The organism is Rothia amarae (genome assembly GCF_042677725.1).
GTDB lineage: Bacteria > Actinomycetota > Actinomycetes > Actinomycetales > Micrococcaceae > Rothia > Rothia amarae.
In genome coordinates, this window is record NZ_JBHUCN010000009.1 from 50,739 (window position 1) to 72,233 (window position 21,495).

A 21,495-nucleotide genomic window follows, 5' to 3' on the forward strand; every position below is an offset into this window, starting at 1 on the left:
GGCTTAAATATTTACTCCCTGAGTATGCGTGGAAGGAGCAATCCTAAATTCATGACCGATCGTATTTGTCTTGGGACGACTACAGTAAAGTAATGCCAACCCCATGACAAGACCCCAGGGCATAGTAAGAAATACCTCGCCCAGACGCCATCCACAAATCATGAGCAAGACGGTGGCGCCTTCTGCATACATCGACCGAGTTGATCGTGTCTGCTTCATCAAGAACGCAGCATAAATAGTCGCCCCAACTATGAGAAGCAGATAAATCCAACCGCCTTCAATTATCAGAGTCCAAAAAGAATTGTGAAAGAAAAAGGTTCTATCCTCTACCTCCACAAAAGCCTGTCCGAGTCCTAGACCATGCCACGGTGCAGCATCGATTTTAAGCTGAGAAGCGTGGTCAATACGGCTTCTCAGTAAATCGGTACCAGTACGATCAGCGAAAGCTCCTGCCTGTGCAAAATTGGTTTCAAGAAAATCAACCAGTCGCACCATGAAAATTGCTAATAACGCCTTAAAAACAATGTTTAATCGTCTCGCTGTAAAAATCCATACAAGAGCCAGCCCAAATCCTGCAATAGATGTACGCGATCCTGTGAGCCATAAAATCCCCGTAAATATTATTACCGTCAGAATCTTGTGCCAACGCTTGGACAAAACTGCTAACAGCAAAAGCCCTAACGTTGCATAATATAGTCCCGAGACATTCTTATCAGCTAGCCATCCCGTTAAGAAACCAGGGTAATAGTCAGGAGCTATACCTAGATAATATGCTGGAACATTGATTAAAGAGCTGAGTGTTATTCCAAATATGAGTGATTTAAAATCGATTCGCCCATCCGCAATAAAAACTGCTACAAAGAAAACACCCAGGATACGAATTATGCGACGTAATATTTCTCCATTTGTCGATATTCCTAGAACAGCAGAATCAAAGGTAACCCATAGAAGCCCAAAAATCACAAGGAAAACAAAAAGAGCTATCTTAGGAACATCATTCTTAGGTCTTCTTAAGAAGCCAATGCCCGCAAGCAAAGTTCCTGCAAGAGTGGCCAGAGGCAAACCAGCTACAGAGTAGGTGAAGATTATCATTGCCATTCCCAGGAGGAAATCTACAATCACAATCTTGCCTGTAGAGTCAGCCAGGTCATGCAGTTCAGTAGAAGCACGCTCTTTCCAGGTGCGGTGCTGTTTCTCTTGTTGCGTCATCGCCGTCATTTTTGCTTCTCCTTGCGATAACTTTCAGCTATCTTGCTCGCCATCTCCGTTGAACTGAGCCACTCGAATGATTTATGTCCAGGCTCATTTAGCTGTTGTTTAATTCTTTCTACTACAGCTTGTCGCAAATTCTCATGCCCTATTTCTGCAAGCGAGGGCACTAATTCGCTCTCCTCAAGAATTTCTGCGTTTCCACCGACGTCGGTTGCTACTATCTTCAGTCCGAGTGCCTTCGCATCCAACAGTGTGTACGAAAGGTTCTCCCAGACAGATAGTTGAACCAGTACATCCGCTCTGCTCATAGCCTCGGATGCATCTACAAAACCTGGAAAACGCACTGCATCCGAGATTCCTAGCCGCGCAGCTAACGCCTCCAGCCGAGCCAGTTCGGACCCCTCACCCGCTATTTCTAGGGTTGCTCCCCCCAATTCTTTGCGGAGTTCAGCGAACGCCTCAATCAAGACTTCTAACCCTTTCTCAGGTGCAAGACGAGCCAGCGAGAGAATATGAGGATTTTTCGACGCGCCCCTACTCTGATTCATTGCAGTCTGAGGAGCATCAACGCCATTGAAAATAACTTCAACATTGCGAGCGCCCCATTTGCGTTTCATTTGGCCCGCGGTTGATTGGGATACCGCAATGGCGTGATTGGTGAGCATCAAGCGCGCTCGATGAATGAGTTCTCTTCCGCGCGCTTTCAGGGGGCTAGAATGATAGACAGCATCATTTCCTGCAATGCCGTGTTCGGTGGTAAAGAGAGCCGGAACGAATGTCTCTCGCTGCACGATACGCCGTAAACGTCTGCTGACTACCACTGCGCATGCAACGATATCGGCATAGGCAAGGTGAGAGTGGACGACGGCGGGACGCAGTTGCTCTATCTGTTGGTTGAGTATATTGAACGACTTGATAAAGCCTGCAGAAGTGCCAAATTCACCGCGAATAGCACTGTTCCCCAGCTCATCAAGTGTATTCGCTAGAGCACCGTCGGCCACAAGAACTTTAAGTTCATAACCGGGCAGCCCGGCGCGAGCAACATCCGTTGCGTGCCGGGCTACACCGCCAAATTCAGGAACCGGTATTGCCCACAGGGCTACCGGTAGTGAATTTTCTACAACCACTTTTCCAACCGATCAAGCGCGGTAAAGAAACCTTCACCGTTATTGATGTGACCCTGCCAAATTTCAGGGATAAATGATGCAGCGGGGCTCAATTCGCGCAGTTGCTTACCCAGTGCAGCCCAGTCGACGTCACCTTCGCCAACCTGCACGCCTTCGCCATCCACACCAACGCCGTCGACCAGGTGAAGGTGGATGGTACGAGGTGCCAACAAATCAACGGCTTCAGAAAGGGGCATCTTCAGGAAGTTTGCGGCAAGCATGGTGTGGGAGATATCCAGGCACAAATCCACATCGTACTTCTCGGCAAATTCTGCTGTATCCCGCGGGTCGAGGAAGAGGTTGTGGAACTGTTGACCGCCCATCAGCCAGGGGTAAGGAGGCAGGGTCTGTGCGGCGATTCGAACACCTTGTGTGTTCAAGCGGGAGAGCGCTTCCCCAATACGGTCGTATTTTTCGGCACGTGCAGCGGGCGCAATATGTCCGACCTTGGTGAAGCCCCCCATGGTCACCACCATGACCGGGTCATCGTCGAGAGTGAAGTACTTCTTCAAATCACGGGTGATATCGATGGTGCGCTGAACCTCAGCAATTGAACGTTCCCAAATCTCTTTGTCGGCTGATGCCAAATCAACCAAGAAATCCCCAGCGAAAAGGTCTGGCAGATGGGTGGTGAAACTCATCGGCAGCTTCTCGTTAAAGACCTCATCAATATCAATCTCAAGGTCCTTGTAGGAGAAGTGGAATTCTAGGAAGTCCGGATTAGCCTCTTCAATCAGCGGCTTATAATCGTGGTAGCGAACAGGCAAGCCCCAGGGGCGGTCAAAGGTGAAGTCGCGGCGGGTGACCAAGTCATCTTTCAAATCACCTTCGTAGAAGAACGAACCGGCTTCTACTTCACGTGCCATGGTGCGTCCCACCAACTGTGAAAGGTAGTTGGGTTGCAAGCCGCGACCGGGCGACTTAACCTCAACGTCGGCTTCAGTCACGACGTCGCCCTTAGCGATAGTGCGGGTAGCCACCAACGATTTAGCCAGGTTCACGCGGTTCATCAACTCACCGGTTGAAACTTCGCGCGGTGCAGAAGTACCAATGGCTTCTTCGATATCGCGAATTTGCGTGACCATCGCTTTGAACTCATCGGGAAGAAGCGAAACTGTGTGGTCGTTACCTTCCAGAGTCTTGTCTGTGGTGAAGTGTTTTTCAATGATTTTTGCCCCGCGTGCCACCGCAGCGAGGGGAACATGAAAACCGCGTTCATGGCCTGAATAGCCAACGAGGCATTGGCCGATTTCTGCCAAGCGGTCCATGTATGCCAGGTTGACGTCCTTAAACGGCGCGGGGTACGTGGACTGGCACTGGAGCAAAGCGTAAGAAGCACCCTGATTTTGCAAGAGTTTGACCGACTCGCGGATTTCTTCTTCACGGCTCATACCGGTAGAGACCATCATAGGAAGTCCGCGCGAAGCGACGTCGCGAAGTAGCTCGTGGTTGGTGAGGTCAGCAGAGGCAATTTTTATACCGGCAATGCCGTAGTCAACAAGAGCCTGAACTGATGGAGCGTCCCACGGCGTGCACATGATATCCATGTTGTGCTGTTTGACGTGGTCAAACACTTCATACATCTGATCCACCGAGAAGCTGAAGCGGGAGAGCAAGTCGAGAGTATATTGAACGCCTAAATCTTCACCGGCTGACTTTGAGCCCTTCTGGCGGTAGAGGGCTTCCATGTCACGCAACTGGAATTTCACGGCGTCGGCACCAGAATCAACAGCTAGGTCAACCAAACGCTTGGCGAAGTCGACGTCGCCCTGGTGGTTGTTGCCAATTTCAGCAATGATGAAGGACGGCTTGTCCTCCGCAATTTCGTGCTTACCAATGCGCAGAACGTTCTGCTCATTCATGGCAATGGCAACGAGGTGGCCCCACTCGTCGATGAGAGGAAGATGGGAGATACCCTGCGCAAACTCACCGTTGAGAACAGCGGCATCGGTATCGACCGGGTAGCTACGCACGTTCTTATTCGCTACCTGAATAGCTGAGGTTTCCAAAGATTCTGCCGGATTTGCGATGAGCCAGCGGCGGAAGTCACCATCGGAAAGCGAACCCTGCAACATGCCCGATTCGTTCACTAAGAAAATTATGCGCTGCTGATTAGCGGAAATTTTCTGAAGAGCTGTAAGAACGGGGTCTTCTGAGAAAACGACGAAGGGGGTGGTATTGCGTTCAATAATCATGGGGGTTAGTTCACGTTTTTCTGGATTTGTTCTAGCTGATGTTCTGCAAGGGAAAAGTCGATGGGGGCATCGATGTCTACACCCTCAATATCTTCGAGCATGAAAAGTTCGATTTTGCCAGCAAGGCGGTTATGGAACTCTTCGTAGATTTCAGTCTTGGTGATGTACATGGATCCGTTTTCACGGTAACGGAAAGTTTCACGGGTGAGTTCTTGACGGCGGGGGCGTGCCATCACTTCGTATTGTGCTGTAGGCGGCTCAGTGGCAGCCCAGATAAAGGGGCCGATAGGGATAACACCGACCATCGAGTCGGAATCTGAGGCAGCAAACTGTCGCACCGCGCGTGCGAGAGTTCCTGGTAACCGAACAGGGCTCGTTGCCTGCAAAAGCATAACGGCATCAGGTCGACGGTCCTCATGACTCATGAATTCAATCGCGTGTTCGATGACCGGTTCAGTGGCAGTAGTATCTTCGGCAAGTTCAGCAGGGCGCATAAAGGGTACTTCTGCACCGTATTCGCGGGCAATATCCGCCAACTCTTTATCGTCCGTTGAGACAACGACGTCCAGCTCAATTTCTGGTGCCAGCGCGGTCTTTGCGTCCAACGCCTGTTCAATCGTCCAAGCAACGAGCGGCTTGCCGGCAATCGGCTTGAGATTTTTGCGGGGAATTCCCTTAGAACCTCCGCGAACCGGTATAACGCAAAGAATGCGCATTAATTCTCCAATGTGTCTGCGATGATACGAGCTATTTTTTGTGCTGGCTCGGTTTCAGGCGCTACCGGCGGAGCTGTGGGTTCACTCCCCCACTGACTCAGTCCATAGCGATTCCAGAATTCGAGTAACCATTCAGGAGGATTGGGGTGGTACACCCAAGCCGGAATTCCCCGAATCGAGGCTTCTAATACTCCGGTGGAAAATACTGAAACAACTGGATTATTGAGTTCGTTGAGGGGCGTTTTTGATGAATCAATAGTAACCCCCCGTTTAGCCCACAGCTTGTGGGTCATAGTAGAGAGTTTATCTTTCTCAGAGGGGTGAGGTCGATAGATTGCTCCGTGATTTTGGCAGAATTTATAGGATGCTCGCGCAAAAGAAGCCCGAGAGAGCTCAGCACCATGCATTTGTCCTAGAAAAATAGGGGTTTCAGCAATTTCAGAGGGATCCACAGGAGGCTTTTGAAGCGCCTCATAGAAGATCTGAGCTCCTACAACTTCAGCCTGAATATCTGACCGTCCTGAAATCCAAAACTCGGCGTCTGCTGGGCTAAATGCAAACAAACGACTGTTTGCTGGTAGAGGAGGGGCAAAGGGGGTATTGAGACCATGCTGGACAACATTAAAAGTCCATCCCCGTCGCTGTCCTAGAGCATAAGCCCATGAGCCCACCGGAAGATAGTGCCCCGCAGCAATCACCTGCTTGACTTCCTCCAGGGAAACAGGCATAGGTTCTGAGTCAGAGATTTCCTCGACTATTTGATAACCCCTGGTTTCTAAGAATGCTCGGTGCTCCCCTAACGTAACTACAGCAACAGGAACGCCCAGCTCTTCAAGATGTTTTGCAGGCTCCAGCAATGCCGCAATTTGGGTAGGAGAGGTTGCTTCCAGAGCGACCAAGATTTTCGGAGCATCCGAACCACGCCGCAGTAACGCAAATTGCCGGGGTCTGTCTTCAGTTTTTCTCCGCAGCCGATGAGCTAAATAACGAGCAAGGTTCTGCTTCTCCGCCCATTTTTGCCAAGCAGTCAAATCCTCAGAAAATTTTAGACCCATAGCCTATCCATCTTTTGTGCGCGATGAAAAAATGTGTGTTCAGCGAGACTTCGCTTCCTACCAGCTTCACGAATCGATTCGCTCCACTGAGGATCTGAAATAACCCGTTGGCACAACTCAACCAGCTCATCATTCGATTGGTATAAAAGTACTTCTTTACCCACGTCGTAGAACTCCTCGACGTCGGGGCGATCAATGAGTTGCAACCCATTCATTCCGGGCACTTCAAAAGTGCGCATAGCAAGCCCCGCTTGGAGGCCGTGGATATTAATGGCTCCTGCAGCACCTGCCTGAATCTGATATGCCTCTTTCAAAGGAACATCTCGTTCAGCAGGCAGATTGGGGCGGTTCCACTCCCACATTCGCAGCCGGTCATAGGGATGGTGAGACCAACCTCGTCCGTAAACCCGAACTGGAATGCCCGCATCTTGAAGGTGCAGCATCATCTCGACGCGGTTGTCATAACGTGAACCCACAAAGACTATTTCTTGAGTACGATGCGTGGGTGGATCAGCAAGCTTGGGGTCATATCCATTGGGCGCGAAATAAGCATTTACTCCTGCATTGGAGAATTCTTCAGCTTCAGAACGCGCGTAGCTGAGGACAACTGGGAGTTGTATTAGAAAATCAATGGAGTAGCGGTGTCTCTTGAGATCATCGTAGAGCCATAGCATATAGGGAATGTTGAGGCGCTTAACCCGTTCCCAGAAGCCATCACCGAGGGTATCTGCTTTGATGACAATCAGCTTGTCAGGTCTTACTTCGTTCAGCTTTGCAATTGCTACAGCAGTTGCATGTTTTTCAGCAGTTTTCTGTCCGTTAAACCCGAATTTGGAGGGAAGCTCGTACTGTACCTTATTACGGATTTTTGCCGATGCGCCGTCGAAAGCGTCATATCGGTGGATTACAGTCTCATATCCCAGTTCTTTAAAGCCATCAGCAATTGAATAACAATATCCGTGGAAAGCCGGGCTAATAATGAGGAGCTTTTCTTGTTTAGCCATGAACCATTTTCTTTCCCTCACGGATGATTTTAAGTTCATCTGCAAAAGTTTTAAGAGGGTGAACTTCTTTATTTTTCAATGACCGCGCGGCATTAAAACCAAAATTAAGTAAGCTGACGGCGATTAGTGTAGGTGCCAAGATGCGGTGTTTATTCCATTTTGCTTCATACATAAAATGGGAGGTGGTGAGCCATTGTCGGCGCTTCGTACTTTCAGAGGAACCGCCACCCTCGTGCGTGACCATAACATCACCTAAGAAAATCGCAGGGTATCCCCTGTCCCGAAGACGCTTTTGTAAATCGACTTCTTCACTATTCATGAAGAAACGCTCGTCAAACCCTCCTACTTCCTGAAAGATTCGGGTGGGCAGCATAAGGCATGCGCCCATCAACCAATCAACGGTCAGGGTCTTTCCACCGACAGCTCGGACGTCGTGCCCTGCTAATCGATGCCACCAGTTAGTATCGCGGAATCGAGCTACGGGAGTAAACCAATTCCATGCGTGTATGAAAGTGCTGGGGAATTTTCTTGCTACCCATTGCGCTTCCCCTTCATGACCCACAACTTGAGGTGAAAAAATAGCAGGTTTTGCTTGTTTCTCCACGACGTTCAGCATTTCTTCTACAAAGGTGGAAGAAAGTTCAAGATCACTGTTAAGAATCATGAGCCATTCACCAGTAGCTTGTTCTGCCCCAGTATTTACATTCGTACCGAAGCCACCGTTGGCAGTCCGGTGTACGACTTTAACCCCGCCGACCTGGGGAAACGGTTCGGGCGAATTATCGTCCGAGACAATAATTTCAATCTCTCCATCAAAGGTTTGCTGTTGTAGTTTCTCGATGAGTTTCATAGTGGGGGCTGACTCCCCATAATGTGGTATTACTGCAGACACCGCAGATTTTGAGCTCATACTTCACCTCGATTTTCCCGAATACTATGCCACATATTAGCCCACAAAACGTTCTACAGCCTCATAAGGAAAGTCATACACCGCAACTATTCTTAGATAGAAGCTATGCATCCACACTTAGCAACCCAATATTTGGTAGGTAGACAACTAATGAAGCAAAGAGCATCTCAGGAAAATGAAAGAATCAGTTCGCTGGTTGAAGCAAACAAATTAATACCCCGGGTACAGAAGAAAATAGAACACTTCGTCAGGAAACCGTACGGACATGCCATTAGCTTTATTCGGAAAGGTCCTGAGACTGTTCTTATTGTGCCGCCCATCGCCAGAGGAGGAAACTGGCTATATGAATGGATGAAAGCATACTCCCAGCAAAATTCAACAGGAGAAAAAGTACAAATTACATTTCGAGCGGGGATGGAACCTTGGATTAAGGAATTTCCGCTATTGCAACAGCTCACGATAAAAGATGAAGATATTCGCTTTAGGAGCCTGCGCCAGATAGGAGTTAATCCAAGGATTAATGAAAATTTTGCTCCTCTGGAAATATCTCGTTTTATCTCCGAAGTCTTGCTTACTTCCCCTCTTTTTTCGGAAAGTCGCAAGCATGCTTTAGAGGTTGTTACCCCAACTAGCTTGGTCATTAACGTTAGAAGGGGAGATTACTATTCCAACCCTCATATTAAATATCAGTTTGGTATTGATACGGTTAGCTACATTCGCAAAGCATTAGAGAGACTTCTTAACGATTTTCAGCCCACACAAATCATTTTGGTTTCAGATGACTTAGATTGGTGCACTGAACATCTTGATTTTCTTACGAACATAGCCCCCACACGTTTTGAAAAAATCGGAAAGACTATGTTCGATGATCTAGCAGTACTATCTGTAGCATCTAACCTTATTCTGACAAATACAACTTTTGGCTATTGGGGCGCTTATATTGCCAGCAAGGAGCACAATGCACGAGTTCTAGCTCCAAATGTCCATGAAAGATCTACCCAACATGAGAGAGTTCCCCCGCAACACCTCAAAGGATGGATTTCGATAGAACCGGATGCCGGTTCATGGCTCGATTGATACTAAGATGAAGGAATCAGACTTTTCTGATTCCCTCATCTTTTGGATTTTTATTTTGACAGATCCCCTAGCTCCACCAAATGAGCAAACTCCGGATTTTGCTGCTGCACTTCAGCAAATGTTCCTTGAGCCGCTATCTCTCCCTCAGATAGATAAATCAGTTGATCAACACTTTTCACGGTAGAGAGACGGTGGGCAACAATAACCACTGTTATTTCTTTGGAAAGTTTATTGATAGTTTGAGTAATCTTATGCTCGGTTTCATTGTCTAAAGCAGAAGTAGCCTCATCCAAGAAGAGCACTGAGGGATTGCGGTAAAGTGCACGCGCAATGCCAAGCCGTTGTCTTTGCCCCCCGGAAAGACGGGTTCCGTATTCACCTATATAAGTATCTATACCCTGGTCAAGCGCATCAATGACATCAGTAAGTTCCGCTATGCGCAAACATTCCAGCACCCGTTCTCGATCTATTTCAGAGGGCCTCAGACCAAAAGCTACTGCCTCAAGAACCGTCCCATTTCCCAGAAACACATCCTGGGGCACATAACCAATTTTTGCGTGCCATTCATTCAAATTCTCATTAATAGGTTGCCCGTTTTGGGTTATTTGTCCCGAACTTGGGGTGGTCAGCCCTAGCATCAGATCTACTAATGTGGTCTTGCCTGAACCTGAACCTCCGACGAGAGCCAGCGAGCTACCTGCTGGAATAATAAGCGATAAGTTTTTGAGAACTTTATGATCGCCATCAGGATATGAGAAATCTACATTTTCAACTTTTACAGTAGTAGGAATATACCTTTCATTAATCTGAGCGAACACACCAATATCAGGCTCATTTTCAATGAGATTAAAGGAAGATAGCTGGTTATTCGCCCACTGAATTTCATTTATAACAATATTGACGGCAGCATGTCCGGAGCGAAGGGTACCTAAAGAACCAACAACCCTTACATAGCTGGGTAAAATTCGAATGCATGCGCCTGCAAATACCAAGAGGTAAGAAGCCGATTGGATACCACCCGTCATTGTCATAAACGCCATAATGAGCATGATGCCTACGATGAATATGATTTCTAAGAGGTATTTTGGAACATCAATTAGAAATCGTTTTGCACGCGCTGCTTCTGCTTCCATCAGACGAGCATGCTGGTAATCATAAACCTGCCGGTCTGAGAGCCCTAAGAGTTTAATCTCGCGGAAACCATTGATTGCCTCAAGAGTCTTGAAATTAATTTGGATGGCTGCGTCAATTCCTTCAGCCCCCGCTTTACGGTTACGCTCACTCATTAACTTTTGCAAGATAAACGATGTAGCTCCAAAATACACGAAAGCAATCAACGCAGGAATTGGCATTACGACTAAAAGGAAAACCATCAAAAAGATTATGCTGAAGACTTCACCTAAAACAGAAAGCCAGCCACCCACATATTGACCGTAGGCTTGCGAAACGGCTTGTCCTACAGCTCTAATAATTTCTGATGCAGACCGCTTTTTATGTGAAAGATAATCTTCGCTCATATAGCTTTGTAAAACTGCTGTAGCAGTCGCAGCTTCCTGACGTGCGAGGAACCCGCTACTCCACCACTTGATGGTGAGAGAAAGTATGCCTTTGAGGATAAAAGAAACCACGAGGATAATCGAGGCAATTATTATAAAGGTCTCCCGATTCGGGTTGCCCAAGAAGTCCGCAATAACCCCAAGATAGCCAGTGCTGTAGTCCGCTCCCATTGCGAGCTGGATAATAGGCAGAATCACTGCAACACCTAGCATATCGAGCAGAGACACGAGAAAAAGCAATACTACGTTCAGTACAAGTAGAGCAAACTTCTTTCCGGGAAAGAGCCACCGCAACTTATCTAGACTGTCCTTCATCATTCCTCATGTATCCGTGCACTGCAATTTTAGATGGGCCTTCTTTACCTGACAGACAGCTGTCCCCTAAATGGCTACACCCCTAAGGCTTCAATATAACAGTTTCTTTCTGCGAGGAAGCCTCGAACCAAGCGGTTTTCTTTTTTGGCATCAAACACATTTACGCGAACAGATTTCCTTCCATATATTTATGGTGGAAAGACTTCGGTGATTCTGGAAATACACTATCGCTAGGTAGGATGAAGGGAATCATTTGAAAAGAGAAGGGCTGAGAAAGATATGGGTAGATTCAACATCTCATCTATTCGAGGCGTTAAAGCTCCGTCGAAATCCCCGTCAGTTCCATGGTCGAGCTCTCAACCCTCCCATAAGATCCTTTACGTATGCACTGGAAATATCGCCAGATCCGCTTCCGCTGAGGTCATTTCGACCCACAAGGCTCATGGTTCAGGGTGGACGTTCGAAAGCGCGGGAATTGGTGCGGTCGTAGGTGGTCCTGTAGCTCCATTTATTGATGAGGAGCTCTCTGCGCGGCGCCTTAATTTTGCGCCCCATAGAGGGCGGCAGATTACTTCATCAATGGTTAAAGAGGCTGACCTCATTTTAGTGATGGAACTTCATCATCTTGACTGGATTGTTCGGGAGTGGCCTCAGTATCGCTCCAAAGTACATTTACTCAAGCAAATGGCTCGCTTACGCGCGCAAGCAGGAAGGCGAAGCGACCCCATCTCATATATGAATCTCACTGAAGATCGCCCAACTAAAGCAGATAATATTGCTGATCCTTTCCGAAAAGGGAAGAAAGCGGCAAAAATAGCAGTTCAAGAAGTTGAAGAAGCACTAGAGATAATTATTCCATGGCTGGGTAACGTAGCGGGTGTAAACAACTCTTAATCAGGAAGAGTTCACAGACCTCTACCGAGCTGAGAAAGCGGCTTTTTCCCCAGGACTTGGTATTGAATATATCCTTCTAGAAGTCCAATATTTGTAAAAAATCTTTCCTGCCAAGCACGGCTTAGTTTCTGTTCTTTTATGACTTGTTTGAGTCCAGCAGCCAAAGTAAAAAGTACCATAGTGAAAGGAAGCTTCCCTTTCGTTATCGGGTTTGCTTTCCAATTACCCATAGTGGTCAACAACAGCGCAGAACTCTTCGCCCGTTTTCTCATGACCTGCCCTGAACGAATCTGTTTTTCTGGCATTCGATAGGCGATCGTCGCAGGCGGAAAAGAACCAGCTGGATATCCTGCTAAATAAGCGCGATACCCAAATTCATTATCCTCAGCACCAGGTTCATAGGTAGGATCAAAACCACCTAGCTCCCTAAATAGACTACGTCTAATTCCTAGACTGCCCCCGGCGAGAACTGGCCATTCAGGGTTAAAGGTTTCTTCCCGCGGCGGTTCATATTCAAAATATTCAAGGTAGCTTAAAGCTCTTTCGAGGCTGGTAAAAGCACTATACGGAACTGGTGGATAGCCACCACAAAATATAGTTTTCTCTTCAAGCGCCTGTTGAGAATGAGCAATATAATGTTCGCCAATTGCATCATCTGCATCTAAGAAAAGTAATTGCTCTCCTCGTGCTTTATTAGAACCCACATTTCTAGCGTAAGAAGCTCCAGCCAATTCGTTTGCTTCCAAAACTTTAATGTCGATTTTTTCGCTCCATTGTAGAGCAGTCTCAACTGTGTTATCTGTGCATCTATTGCACACCACTATAACTTCGAAAGGCAGGCACTCTGTTTGCCGGTAGATAGATTCAAGTTGTAAATCTATAGTAGCTGCGGCGTTGTGCGCGGGAATAATAATGGAAGTGTGAATCATTCGGGATCTACCTACTTTGAACGGGGGACATGTTAAAAAATACTACCCATCAATTCATGAAATTGATGGGTAGCATTGTTAAGAAAACTAGCTAGTTTGACCGACCGTTGAACAGGCTGGTCACTGAACCGTCCTCGAAGACTTCCTTGATAGCCAACGCAATCAATGGAGCGATGGACAGAACAGTGAGGTTCTCGAAGCGCTTTTCTTCAGATACAGGCAGTGTGTTGGTAACAACTACCTCACGAGCGCCTGAGTTTGAAAGACGTTCAACAGCGGGATCAGAGAATACAGGGTGGGTTGCAGCAATGATAACGTCTTTAGCGCCGTTGTCTTTGAGCACCTGAACCGCACCAGAAATGGTTCCGCCGGTATCGATCATGTCGTCGATCAGAACAGCAGTGCGTCCCTTGATGTCACCAACAACTGCCTTGGAAACAGCCTTGTTGGGTACGTTGATATCACGGGTCTTATGGACGAATGCTAGCGGCGCGCCTCCCAGAAGTTCAGCCCACTGCTCAGCCACGCGTACGCGTCCGGTATCAGGGGAAACAACGGTGACGTTCTTGACGTCTTCAACCACGCTACGAACGTGCTCAGCGAGAAGTGGAATCGCCATCAGATGGTCAACGGGTCCATCAAAGAAACCCTGAATCTGCGCGGTATGAAGATCCACGCTCATCAAGCGATCCGCGCCAGCAGTCTTGTACAAATCTGAAATCAAACGAGCAGAGATAGGCTCGCGTCCCTTATGCTTCTTATCCTGACGAGCATAGGGGTAGAACGGGGAAACAACCGTAATGGAACGAGCTGATGCGCGCTTGAGCGAATCAATCATAATGAGCTGTTCCATCACCCACTCGTTAATGGGCGCAGGGTGAGCCTGTACTACGAACGCGTCTTTACCGCGTACCGAGTCTTCGAAACGAACGTAGGTTTCGCCGTTTGCAAAGTCGTAAGCAGAAGTAGGTAGAACTTCGCAGCCTAGTTCCTGTGCGATTTGTTCGGCTAGTTCGGGATGCGCACGTCCTGAAACAAGCACCATCTTCTTTTCGCCGGGATTAGTAATCTCCGTCATGATTTACTTTTCGCTTTCCTCGGATGAGTTTTTAGCTTCAGCGCCTACGGCTGAAGCAGCTTCCGCCGCTTCTGTGCCCGCGCGGTTTTCTAGTACCCAGCCATCGATATTGCGCTGGGGAGCTACGTTGATGGCGAGTGCACCGGCAGGTACGTCCTTACGGATTACAGTACCAGCACCGGAGTACGCGCCGTCTCCAATATTGACAGGTGCAACATACATGTTGTCGGAACCCATGCGCACGTTATTTCCTACAGTGGAGCGGTGCTTGTTCACGCCGTCGTAGTTGACGAAGACGGATGCCGCACCGATGTTGGAGTTCTCGCCGATGGTGACATCTCCTGCGTAGGAAAGGTGAGGAAGTTTAGAACCCTTGCCGATTTCAGTGTTCTTCGTTTCCACGAAGGTACCAATCTTGCCTGATTCGCGAAGAATCGTACCGGGGCGCAGGTAAGCGAAGGGGCCAACGGTCGCACCAGCTTCAATGAGGGCGTCTGAACCATGGGTGCGAGAAATGGTAGCGTTCTCGCCAATTTCCACGTTCTTCAAAGTGGAATCAGGACCAATAACTGAACCTGTTCCCACAGAGGTAGTGCCCTGCAACTGAGTGCCGGGAAGAATAGTGACGTCGTTGGCAATGGTCACGGTGGAGTCAATCCAAGTGGTCTGCGGGTCCACGATAGTTACGCCGTTACGCATGTGCATTTCGGTAAGACGGTCATTGAGCTTACGACCGAGCTGTGCCAGCTGTACGCGATCGTTAGCGCCTTCAACTTCCCAGCGATCCTCGATAGCAAGAGCGGACGTGCGGTGACCATTTTCACGGGCAATAGAAAGAACATCGGTAATGTACTTTTCACCCTGCGCGTTATCGGTGGTGACCTCGGTGAGAGAATCGCGTAGAACACCTGCATCAAAAGCGTAAATGCCCGAGTTAATTTCGGTAATTTTCAGCTGCTGGTCAGTTGCATCCTTTGCTTCCACAATGGCAGTAACTTCACCGGACGCCGAACGCACAATACGACCGTAAGAGCCAGGGTTCTGAATGTGAGTTGTCAGAACGGTGACTGCGTTACGGTTCTCTTCATGCTCAGCAATGAGTCCGCGGAGGGTTTCTGCACGAAGCAAGGGAACATCGCCGTAGGTCACGATGACGGTGCCTTCGACGCGCGCGGAGTCATCCAGCCCTAACAAACCCACTTCAACAGCTCGCCCGGTACCGGGGACGTCGTCCTGATCGACGATGGTGACGTCCGAGTCGAAGTCAAGAATATGAGCAGCGACTTTGTCGCGTTGAAATCGAACAACCGCTGCAAGACGCTCGGGATTAAGCTCACGGGCGGCGGCAATAGCGTGCTCAACCATAGAACGACCCCCAATGCCATGCATAACTTTGGGGGTGTCTGATTTCATGCGAGTTCCAGCCCCTGCGGCTAGAACGATAACTGCTGATGGGGCATTCTGATCTGCGGTAGTCACAGTCTTAGAACTCCTAAGAGGTGGGAAACTGTCTACTGCTTGAGATGTAGACGATGCTCCGCCACTAGGACTCGAACCTAGAATAACGGCTCCAAAGGCCGCTGTGTTGCCTATTACACCATGGCGGAATGTCTAGTTAACGTGCGAACAACGCGAAGTATCCAGACAGTTTTCTATAGTAGCAAAACTCCCCCACTTATTGAAAATGTGGTGTCACCGAGTCTATCTATACCTAGTACTGTATAGATGTGGCACATTTACTAGGCGGCGAATCGCTCCATCTCGAATTTCCTACCCGAACGATTTTTGAAGGCATCACAGTTGGTGTCAATGAAGGTGACCGTATCGGTATCGTCGGTCGCAATGGCGACGGCAAATCGACGTTACTTTCCCTTCTCGCTGGCAGAATTACCCCTGATTCTGGCAAGGTAACCGTTCGCTCCGGTACTCGAATTGGCTTTCTCGATCAGTCGGATATCCTCGATGATTCACTCAGCGTGGGCGAAACAATCGTAGGAGATACTCCTGAATACGAATGGGCATCCGACTCCAAAGTACGCGATGTTATTAGCGGGCTAGTCTCTGATCTCGATTGGGACGCATCCGTTTCATCTCTCTCAGGTGGGCAACGACGTCGTGTAGCACTCGCTTCCCTGCTAGCTGGCGACTGGGATGTTCTGTTTCTCGACGAGCCCACCAACCACCTCGACGTTGAAGCAATTACATGGCTTGCCCGCCATCTCAAAAACCGCTGGAGTAAAAATGCCGGCGGCCTACTGGTTGTTACCCACGACCGCTGGTTCCTTGACGAAGTCTGCACCGATACGTGGGAAGTTCACGATGGAATCGTTGAGCCCTTTGAAGGCGGATACGCCGCGTATATTCTCCAGCGAGTTGAACGCGACCGTCAGGCAGCAGCAGTTGAAGCTAAACGCCAGAACCTAATGCGCAAGGAACTTGCCTGGCTACGACGTGGCGCCCCTGCTCGCACCTCCAAGCCAAAGTTCCGTATCGATGCGGCGAATGAACTCATCGCAGACGTCCCACCCGTCAGAAACTCGGTAGAACTCTCGCAGATGGCTGTTACCCGTTTGGGCAAGGACGTCGTGGATATCGAAAACGTAGATGTTTCTTATGAGGATTCCACTCAGCCCAGCGGGCACCGAGATGTTCTCAAGAAAGTCACTTGGCGTATTGCACCTGGTGAACGAACAGGAATTTTGGGTGTTAACGGTGCTGGCAAATCTACGCTGCTCGGATTAGTAACCGGCGCTGTCGAACCTTCATCTGGCAGAGTAAAGCGCGGCAAGACGGTAAATATCGCCACACTTACCCAGCAACTGGATGAGTTGAAAGATGTAGAGAATGACAGGGTTTCAGATGTAATTGGGCGAAAGAAAACCTCTTACGTTACCGGCGGCAAAGAGCTAACTCCCGGCCAGCTCTTAGAGCGCTTAGGGTTTACCAGCGCGCAACTTTCGACTCCAGTTAAAGATTTATCCGGTGGTCAGAAACGTCGCCTGCAGCTCCTTTTGATTCTGCTGGATGAACCTAACGTATTGATTCTCGACGAACCATCTAACGACCTCGATACAGATATGCTTGCCGCGATGGAGGATTTGCTGGATACCTGGCCCGGCACTTTACTGGTGGTTTCGCACGACCGTTATCTGATGGAACGTGTTACCGACCATCAGTACGCCATTATTGATGGGACTTTCCGCCATCTTCCGGGTGGCGTAGACGAGTACCTCCAACTCTCAGCAGCTGGGCAGGGTGGCAAATCAGCTGGCGCAGTTTCGGGCACCTCTCCCCTGGGTAAGCAACAAGGTGCCAGCGGCGAGTCTGCGGCGCCCAAGGCAGGCGGGGCGGAAGTGCGCGCAGCTCAAAAAGAAATCAACCAGATTGATCGTAAATTGGAGAAGCTTACTCGATCCAAGGAATCAGTGCATGACAAGATGGCCAACCACGATCAGAGCGATTACGAGGGCTTAGCTAAATTTAGTGCTGAGATTGCAGATATTGATGCAGAAATAGATAAGCTAGAAATGCGCTGGATGGAGCTTTCAGAGATTATTTAGAAATCTAGCGAAAGCATGACTCCGCATGCTCTCGCTAGATTTTCTATCCGTAGCTACACACAAGGTTCAATATTTTTGGCAAAGATATTTCTTTCTGGACCAAAATAACCGAATGTCTTATACGTAGCTACATGTTCAGGTAGATTAGCACCTTCAAAGCCCAGCACTAGACATTGTCGACTATCAGAAAAATGCTGAAAGCTCCCCAGGGCATTTTCTGGAGGAACTCTTGAACCAACTGCTTGATCTGAGTGTAGACCTACCCAGTTCCAACCAGCGTCGATCTCTTTAGGATTGTATCCCTGGGCAACAAATTTTTCTGCGGTTTTCCACACTGAACCATCGCTTGCACTGGCTTCGAGAAATATGAGACTAGAAATAGAAAATGTTCCCGCTATAAAAATTACGGAAATTAACTTAGAAAATTTTAGCCCCGATCCTAGATTGCTCGCAAGAACTGGCACTAAACACGCTACAACGGGAATCATATAACGATCAAATATCCCCTGCCCAGAAACACTTTGCACAATGGTTCCTGCTATATAGAAGCATGAAAATAGAATAAGCAACCTAAATTTTTTTCCTAAATTCTCAAACATAAGAATCAATAAAGGCCCTGCACATAAAGCACCACAGGTAGCAAAGAACAGTAGAGACAGAGCGGGAACACCTGGTCGATTACCTAATATATCTCCCGCATATGCGCCATGGGTTGCGATATAGTTCCCCAGAAGAACTCCTTCCTGCATACGCAATAGAAGGAAAATGAACGGCATGGATAGCACAGCCATGAGAGCATAAACTTTAAAAGAATATTTTTTATGAATGAGGTTTGCAGCAATTAGCGGGGACATAAAACACGCTAATAAAATGATAAACATCAGCCCTGATTTAATCCCGTATCCAACCCCTATATCAACCTGGGGAGGATCATCCAGCGCTAAAGATCGTCGCCAAAATTCAAAAGAAACGATGAATGCTAGCGATATTAGTGCATACCAGATCCCTTGTTTTCGGGTTACAGGGGTAGTTACTAGCACAACGACTACAGCAGCCACAGCAGCCACAGCTTGCTCTCGCACTGTAATGCCCCAGAATCCTATAAACAATGATGCTAATAAGTACAAATATGTTGGATTATCTAAATACTTCAAAGCAAAATATAAGCATCCTAAAATTCCTGCCAACATCGGTATATCTGACATAAAGGATGTACTTAATAGGAAAAAACCTGGGTAACAAGCTAAAAGACTGACTGCAATAGTTGACCAAAATCTTGAGGCATACCGGCGCGTCATCATATAAACCCAATATAGTGATGCAAATGCACAGATTAGAGACACAAAGCTACCCGCAAGAGGAGTTCCTCCAAAGATAGCGGCCAGAATAATCATGCCGATCAGAGAAGAACGATTGAATCCCACCAACTGGATAACGTGGTTCTCTGCCAAACTTTCGGCTATTCGAGAATGCGCCCATGAATCATTGTGAGGGATAGTGAGACTGCCCAAGTCATAGCTCACCCAAGCTAAACCACTCAAGAGAGTTGCAATCGCACCTATAACTATGATTTTTTCGCGAGGCGATAAAGGGGTAGATTGATACATATTCTTATCCCTGCTGATAAAGATTTACGATTTTTTGAGCAACCACTGACCATGTAAACGCCTCGGAATTTTTCTTTGCTTTTTTACCTAACTTGACGGCAAAATCTTGGTTACACATAAGCATCATTGCTTCAACTAGCTGTTCTTGATTATGGGGGTTAATAACTATGCCCCCTTCTCCAATCATGAATGATGCACCGCCAGCATTTCCACCAATGGAAGGAACTCCATAACTCCCCGCCTCCACGTAGACGATTCCTGCGGGCTCAAAACGAGAAGGAACTACCAAACATGTGCTTTTTTTGATGATTTCTCTCAGCTTCATCTGATCTTTTTCTTGCCCCAAAGATAATTTGCCATAGTCCACCACGTTTTTTTGATGTATTGGTTGATGCTCGCCCACCACGTGCAACTGAGCATCCGGAAACTTTTTGTGCACCATCTCGAAAGCCTCTAGGAGCTGAGATCCATTTTTTCGCTCCCAGTCATTGCCTATAAATAGAAATTTGGGCACGGACCAATCTTTATTTTTATCAGAGTCATAGGGTAGGGGTTTATTAGACCCTAGCCCAACTGCTTGCACTTTGGTGCTTTCAATTCCATATTCATCGACGATAGATCGGGCAGCCCAGTCCGTTGCAGTAGCGACAGCTAGAGCTTGCTGATATTGAGATTTTTGTAGGTTGATTCTTTCATCGACAAGTTTTTTACTGAGCGCATCCCATCCTTGCCCCCAGCCGAAAAGAAGGGCTTGTTTGATAGTCATATCTTCGAAAGTCACAAAATTTCTTTTTCCCACGGTATAGCCAGTACCGATTTGAATCGTTAGTTCAGGCCTGACGTAAGCAAGCTTTAGGCGAGAGATAACGCTCATTAGCCGAGAGTAAGCAAGCGTAAGTCGAACAGTAGAACCAGACAAAGCTTTCAAATCAGCCGATTTGCTACGAAGTAAACGAATGTACAAAGATCCTAAACGCGCGGGGGGAGCTACGTTTACGGATACTACTTGATGGCCTTGCTCTTTAAGAGCCGAATAAAGCCCAAAGGGAGTACCAGACCATACTTCTGGTCTATTTGCTCCGCCTGGACACGTTATTGCTATTTTCATAGAGCACCTATTTTCTATCAGACGGTAAATAATGGTTTAAATTTTCGAGAAAACGGTTTTTCAATAAAATGCCAAGAAAAAGATGCCACAGCCATTGACAATATAAATATGACAATAAAGATAAATTTTGGTTGAATTTCTGGAAGCAACCCAATGAGAGGATAGTGCCAGAGATATATACCATAGGAGATAGTACCCGGATACACTAAAATTTTTTTATTTAAAAAATGTTTATCATTCTGAGTACTGGCCCATAGAACCAAAAATACGCAGAGAAAGGGGATAACAATAACATCTACAGTTTCACTATAAATATGATGAGTGAGTGCATATTTAAAAATGAAAAATAATGAGATAGCCCCTAAAATACCCAGGCCAAACTTTCTTAAACAGTTTTGTATTTCTTGTGCATAAATCGCCGCCATTCCCCCGAGAAGAAATCCTCCAGCTCTCGCACCTGTACTGTTATACGCGTAGTCCAATTCTCCTACCCATATAAGATAAACTCTTCCAATCACAGAGGCAGAACAAAGAATTCCTAGCCCAATTGTTATAACCAACTTAAATTTTGCCCCAAAGACCTTGGAGGTCTTTAATATCACCCAGAGAATAACGGGTAAAACAATATAAAACTGTTCTTCAACCGACAGGCTCCATGTATGACCATAAAAACCAATTTTATGCCCACTTGCTAGAAGCCAATTTGAAAAATAGAATAAAATGCTTATAAGTGTATATAAATCAGGTTTTATAAAAAATACGGTAATTGCCAGCATTGTCCATAATGCTGGCAATAATCTAATAATTCGACGTCCGTAAAATTTTAGAAAATTAATAGATCCTTTTTTGATATATTCTTCACCCAGTAAACCTATAATTAAAAAACCTGAGATAGCGAAAAAAATATCAACGCCTATGCCCCCGCCAGGGAGCCGAACTGCGTTCGTATGATGCATCATCACGAGTACCACAGCAAGAAACCGAAGCACGTCGAGTAGGGGCATATATTTAGAGGGAAGAAGCTTGGGGGGAAGCATGTGATTTATCCAGTTACTGTGTAGTGAAACAGGATAATTTTACCCTTAATCTCCTAAGTTCCGGAGTCTTTAGATG

General features: G+C 47.3%; 17 protein-coding genes and 1 tRNA gene. 3 read left to right on the forward strand and 15 right to left on the reverse strand.

Annotation, left to right across the window (positions count from 1 at the left end):
* Positions 1 to 3 precede the first annotated feature (3 nt).
* The 7 genes from ACFR81_RS05050 to ACFR81_RS05080 are packed head-to-tail and all read right to left on the reverse strand — an operon-like array spanning position 4 to position 8,258.
* A complete protein-coding gene (locus ACFR81_RS05050; protein ID WP_343876166.1) occupies positions 4 to 1,218 on the reverse strand; it encodes a zinc ABC transporter permease in 1,215 nt (404 codons plus the stop codon).
* Positions 1,215 to 2,339: a glycosyltransferase gene (locus ACFR81_RS05055; protein WP_343876165.1), complete on the reverse strand. Its 1,125-nt coding sequence runs from the start codon at positions 2,337 to 2,339 to the stop codon at positions 1,215 to 1,217. The genes ACFR81_RS05050 and ACFR81_RS05055 overlap by 4 nt, the downstream gene beginning before the upstream one ends.
* Positions 2,330 to 4,573: an N-acetylneuraminate synthase family protein gene (locus ACFR81_RS05060; protein WP_145177128.1), complete on the reverse strand. Its 2,244-nt coding sequence runs from the start codon at positions 4,571 to 4,573 to the stop codon at positions 2,330 to 2,332. Before ACFR81_RS05060 ends, ACFR81_RS05055 begins: the two co-directional genes overlap by 10 nt.
* Before the next feature lie 5 nt (positions 4,574 to 4,578).
* A complete protein-coding gene (locus ACFR81_RS05065; RefSeq protein ID WP_145177131.1) occupies positions 4,579 to 5,289 on the reverse strand; it encodes a cytidylyltransferase domain-containing protein in 711 nt (236 codons plus the stop codon).
* A complete protein-coding gene (locus ACFR81_RS05070; RefSeq protein ID WP_068172664.1) occupies positions 5,289 to 6,344 on the reverse strand; it encodes a hypothetical protein in 1,056 nt (351 codons plus the stop codon). The genes ACFR81_RS05065 and ACFR81_RS05070 overlap by 1 nt, the downstream gene beginning before the upstream one ends.
* Positions 6,335 to 7,348: a CgeB family protein gene (locus ACFR81_RS05075; protein WP_068172661.1), complete on the reverse strand. Its 1,014-nt coding sequence runs from the start codon at positions 7,346 to 7,348 to the stop codon at positions 6,335 to 6,337. The genes ACFR81_RS05070 and ACFR81_RS05075 overlap by 10 nt, the downstream gene beginning before the upstream one ends.
* A complete protein-coding gene (locus ACFR81_RS05080; RefSeq protein WP_145177134.1) occupies positions 7,341 to 8,258 on the reverse strand; it encodes a glycosyltransferase in 918 nt (305 codons plus the stop codon). The genes ACFR81_RS05075 and ACFR81_RS05080 overlap by 8 nt, the downstream gene beginning before the upstream one ends.
* Positions 8,259 to 8,408: 150 nt before the next feature.
* Between ACFR81_RS05080 and ACFR81_RS05085 the strand changes: the two genes are divergently transcribed.
* Positions 8,409 to 9,335 carry an alpha-1,2-fucosyltransferase gene (locus ACFR81_RS05085; protein WP_186303234.1) on the forward strand — a complete coding sequence of 309 codons (927 nt, stop codon included), beginning with the start codon at positions 8,409 to 8,411 and terminating at the stop codon, positions 9,333 to 9,335.
* Positions 9,336 to 9,385: 50 nt separating this feature from the next.
* Here the strand turns inward: ACFR81_RS05085 and ACFR81_RS05090 are convergent, their stop codons facing one another.
* Positions 9,386 to 11,209: an ABC transporter ATP-binding protein gene (locus ACFR81_RS05090; RefSeq protein ID WP_318275242.1), complete on the reverse strand. Its 1,824-nt coding sequence runs from the start codon at positions 11,207 to 11,209 to the stop codon at positions 9,386 to 9,388.
* A gap of 276 nt (positions 11,210 to 11,485) precedes the next feature.
* Here ACFR81_RS05090 and ACFR81_RS05095 point away from each other — a divergent pair, with 276 nt between their 5' ends.
* On the forward strand, positions 11,486 to 12,100 hold the full coding sequence (locus tag ACFR81_RS05095) for an arsenate reductase/protein-tyrosine-phosphatase family protein (RefSeq protein WP_145177140.1): 615 nt from the start codon (positions 11,486 to 11,488) through the stop codon (positions 12,098 to 12,100).
* An 11-nt stretch (positions 12,101 to 12,111) separates the two neighbouring features.
* On the opposite strand, the gene ACFR81_RS05100 is transcribed toward ACFR81_RS05095, so the two are convergent.
* The 4 genes from ACFR81_RS05100 to ACFR81_RS05115 all read right to left on the reverse strand — a co-directional run bounded on the left by ACFR81_RS05100 (position 12,112) and on the right by ACFR81_RS05115 (position 15,714).
* Positions 12,112 to 13,029, reverse strand: coding sequence for a glycosyltransferase (locus ACFR81_RS05100; RefSeq protein ID WP_145177143.1), 918 nt, complete (start codon positions 13,027 to 13,029; stop codon positions 12,112 to 12,114).
* A gap of 91 nt (positions 13,030 to 13,120) precedes the next feature.
* The gene (locus ACFR81_RS05105; protein ID WP_186303235.1) at positions 13,121 to 14,107 is read right to left on the reverse strand and encodes a ribose-phosphate diphosphokinase; all 987 of its coding nucleotides are present in this window, start codon (positions 14,105 to 14,107) and stop codon (positions 13,121 to 13,123) included.
* A gap of 3 nt (positions 14,108 to 14,110) precedes the next feature.
* Positions 14,111 to 15,586: a bifunctional UDP-N-acetylglucosamine diphosphorylase/glucosamine-1-phosphate N-acetyltransferase GlmU gene (gene glmU, locus ACFR81_RS05110; protein ID WP_343876164.1), complete on the reverse strand. Its 1,476-nt coding sequence runs from the start codon at positions 15,584 to 15,586 to the stop codon at positions 14,111 to 14,113.
* A 56-nt stretch (positions 15,587 to 15,642) separates the two neighbouring features.
* Positions 15,643 to 15,714, reverse strand: a tRNA-Gln gene (locus ACFR81_RS05115).
* 120 nt (positions 15,715 to 15,834) lie between these two features.
* Between ACFR81_RS05115 and ACFR81_RS05120 the strand changes: the two genes are divergently transcribed.
* Positions 15,835 to 17,667 (forward strand): ABC-F family ATP-binding cassette domain-containing protein, encoded by a 1,833-nt coding sequence (locus tag ACFR81_RS05120; protein WP_343876163.1) that lies wholly within the window; start codon positions 15,835 to 15,837, stop codon positions 17,665 to 17,667.
* Positions 17,668 to 17,720: 53 nt separating this feature from the next.
* Here ACFR81_RS05120 and ACFR81_RS05125 read toward each other — a convergent pair whose 3' ends face one another.
* From ACFR81_RS05125 to ACFR81_RS05135, 3 genes are read right to left on the reverse strand one after another with little or no spacing between them, the layout of a single operon-like run.
* A complete protein-coding gene (locus ACFR81_RS05125) occupies positions 17,721 to 19,274 on the reverse strand; it encodes an ArnT family glycosyltransferase (protein ID WP_343876162.1) in 1,554 nt (517 codons plus the stop codon).
* 4 nt (positions 19,275 to 19,278) lie between these two features.
* Positions 19,279 to 20,382 (reverse strand): glycosyltransferase family 4 protein, encoded by a 1,104-nt coding sequence (locus ACFR81_RS05130; protein ID WP_343876161.1) that lies wholly within the window; start codon positions 20,380 to 20,382, stop codon positions 19,279 to 19,281.
* 17 nt (positions 20,383 to 20,399) lie between these two features.
* Positions 20,400 to 21,419, reverse strand: coding sequence for an acyltransferase family protein (locus ACFR81_RS05135; RefSeq protein ID WP_145175510.1), 1,020 nt, complete (start codon positions 21,417 to 21,419; stop codon positions 20,400 to 20,402).
* Positions 21,420 to 21,495 lie beyond the last annotated feature (76 nt).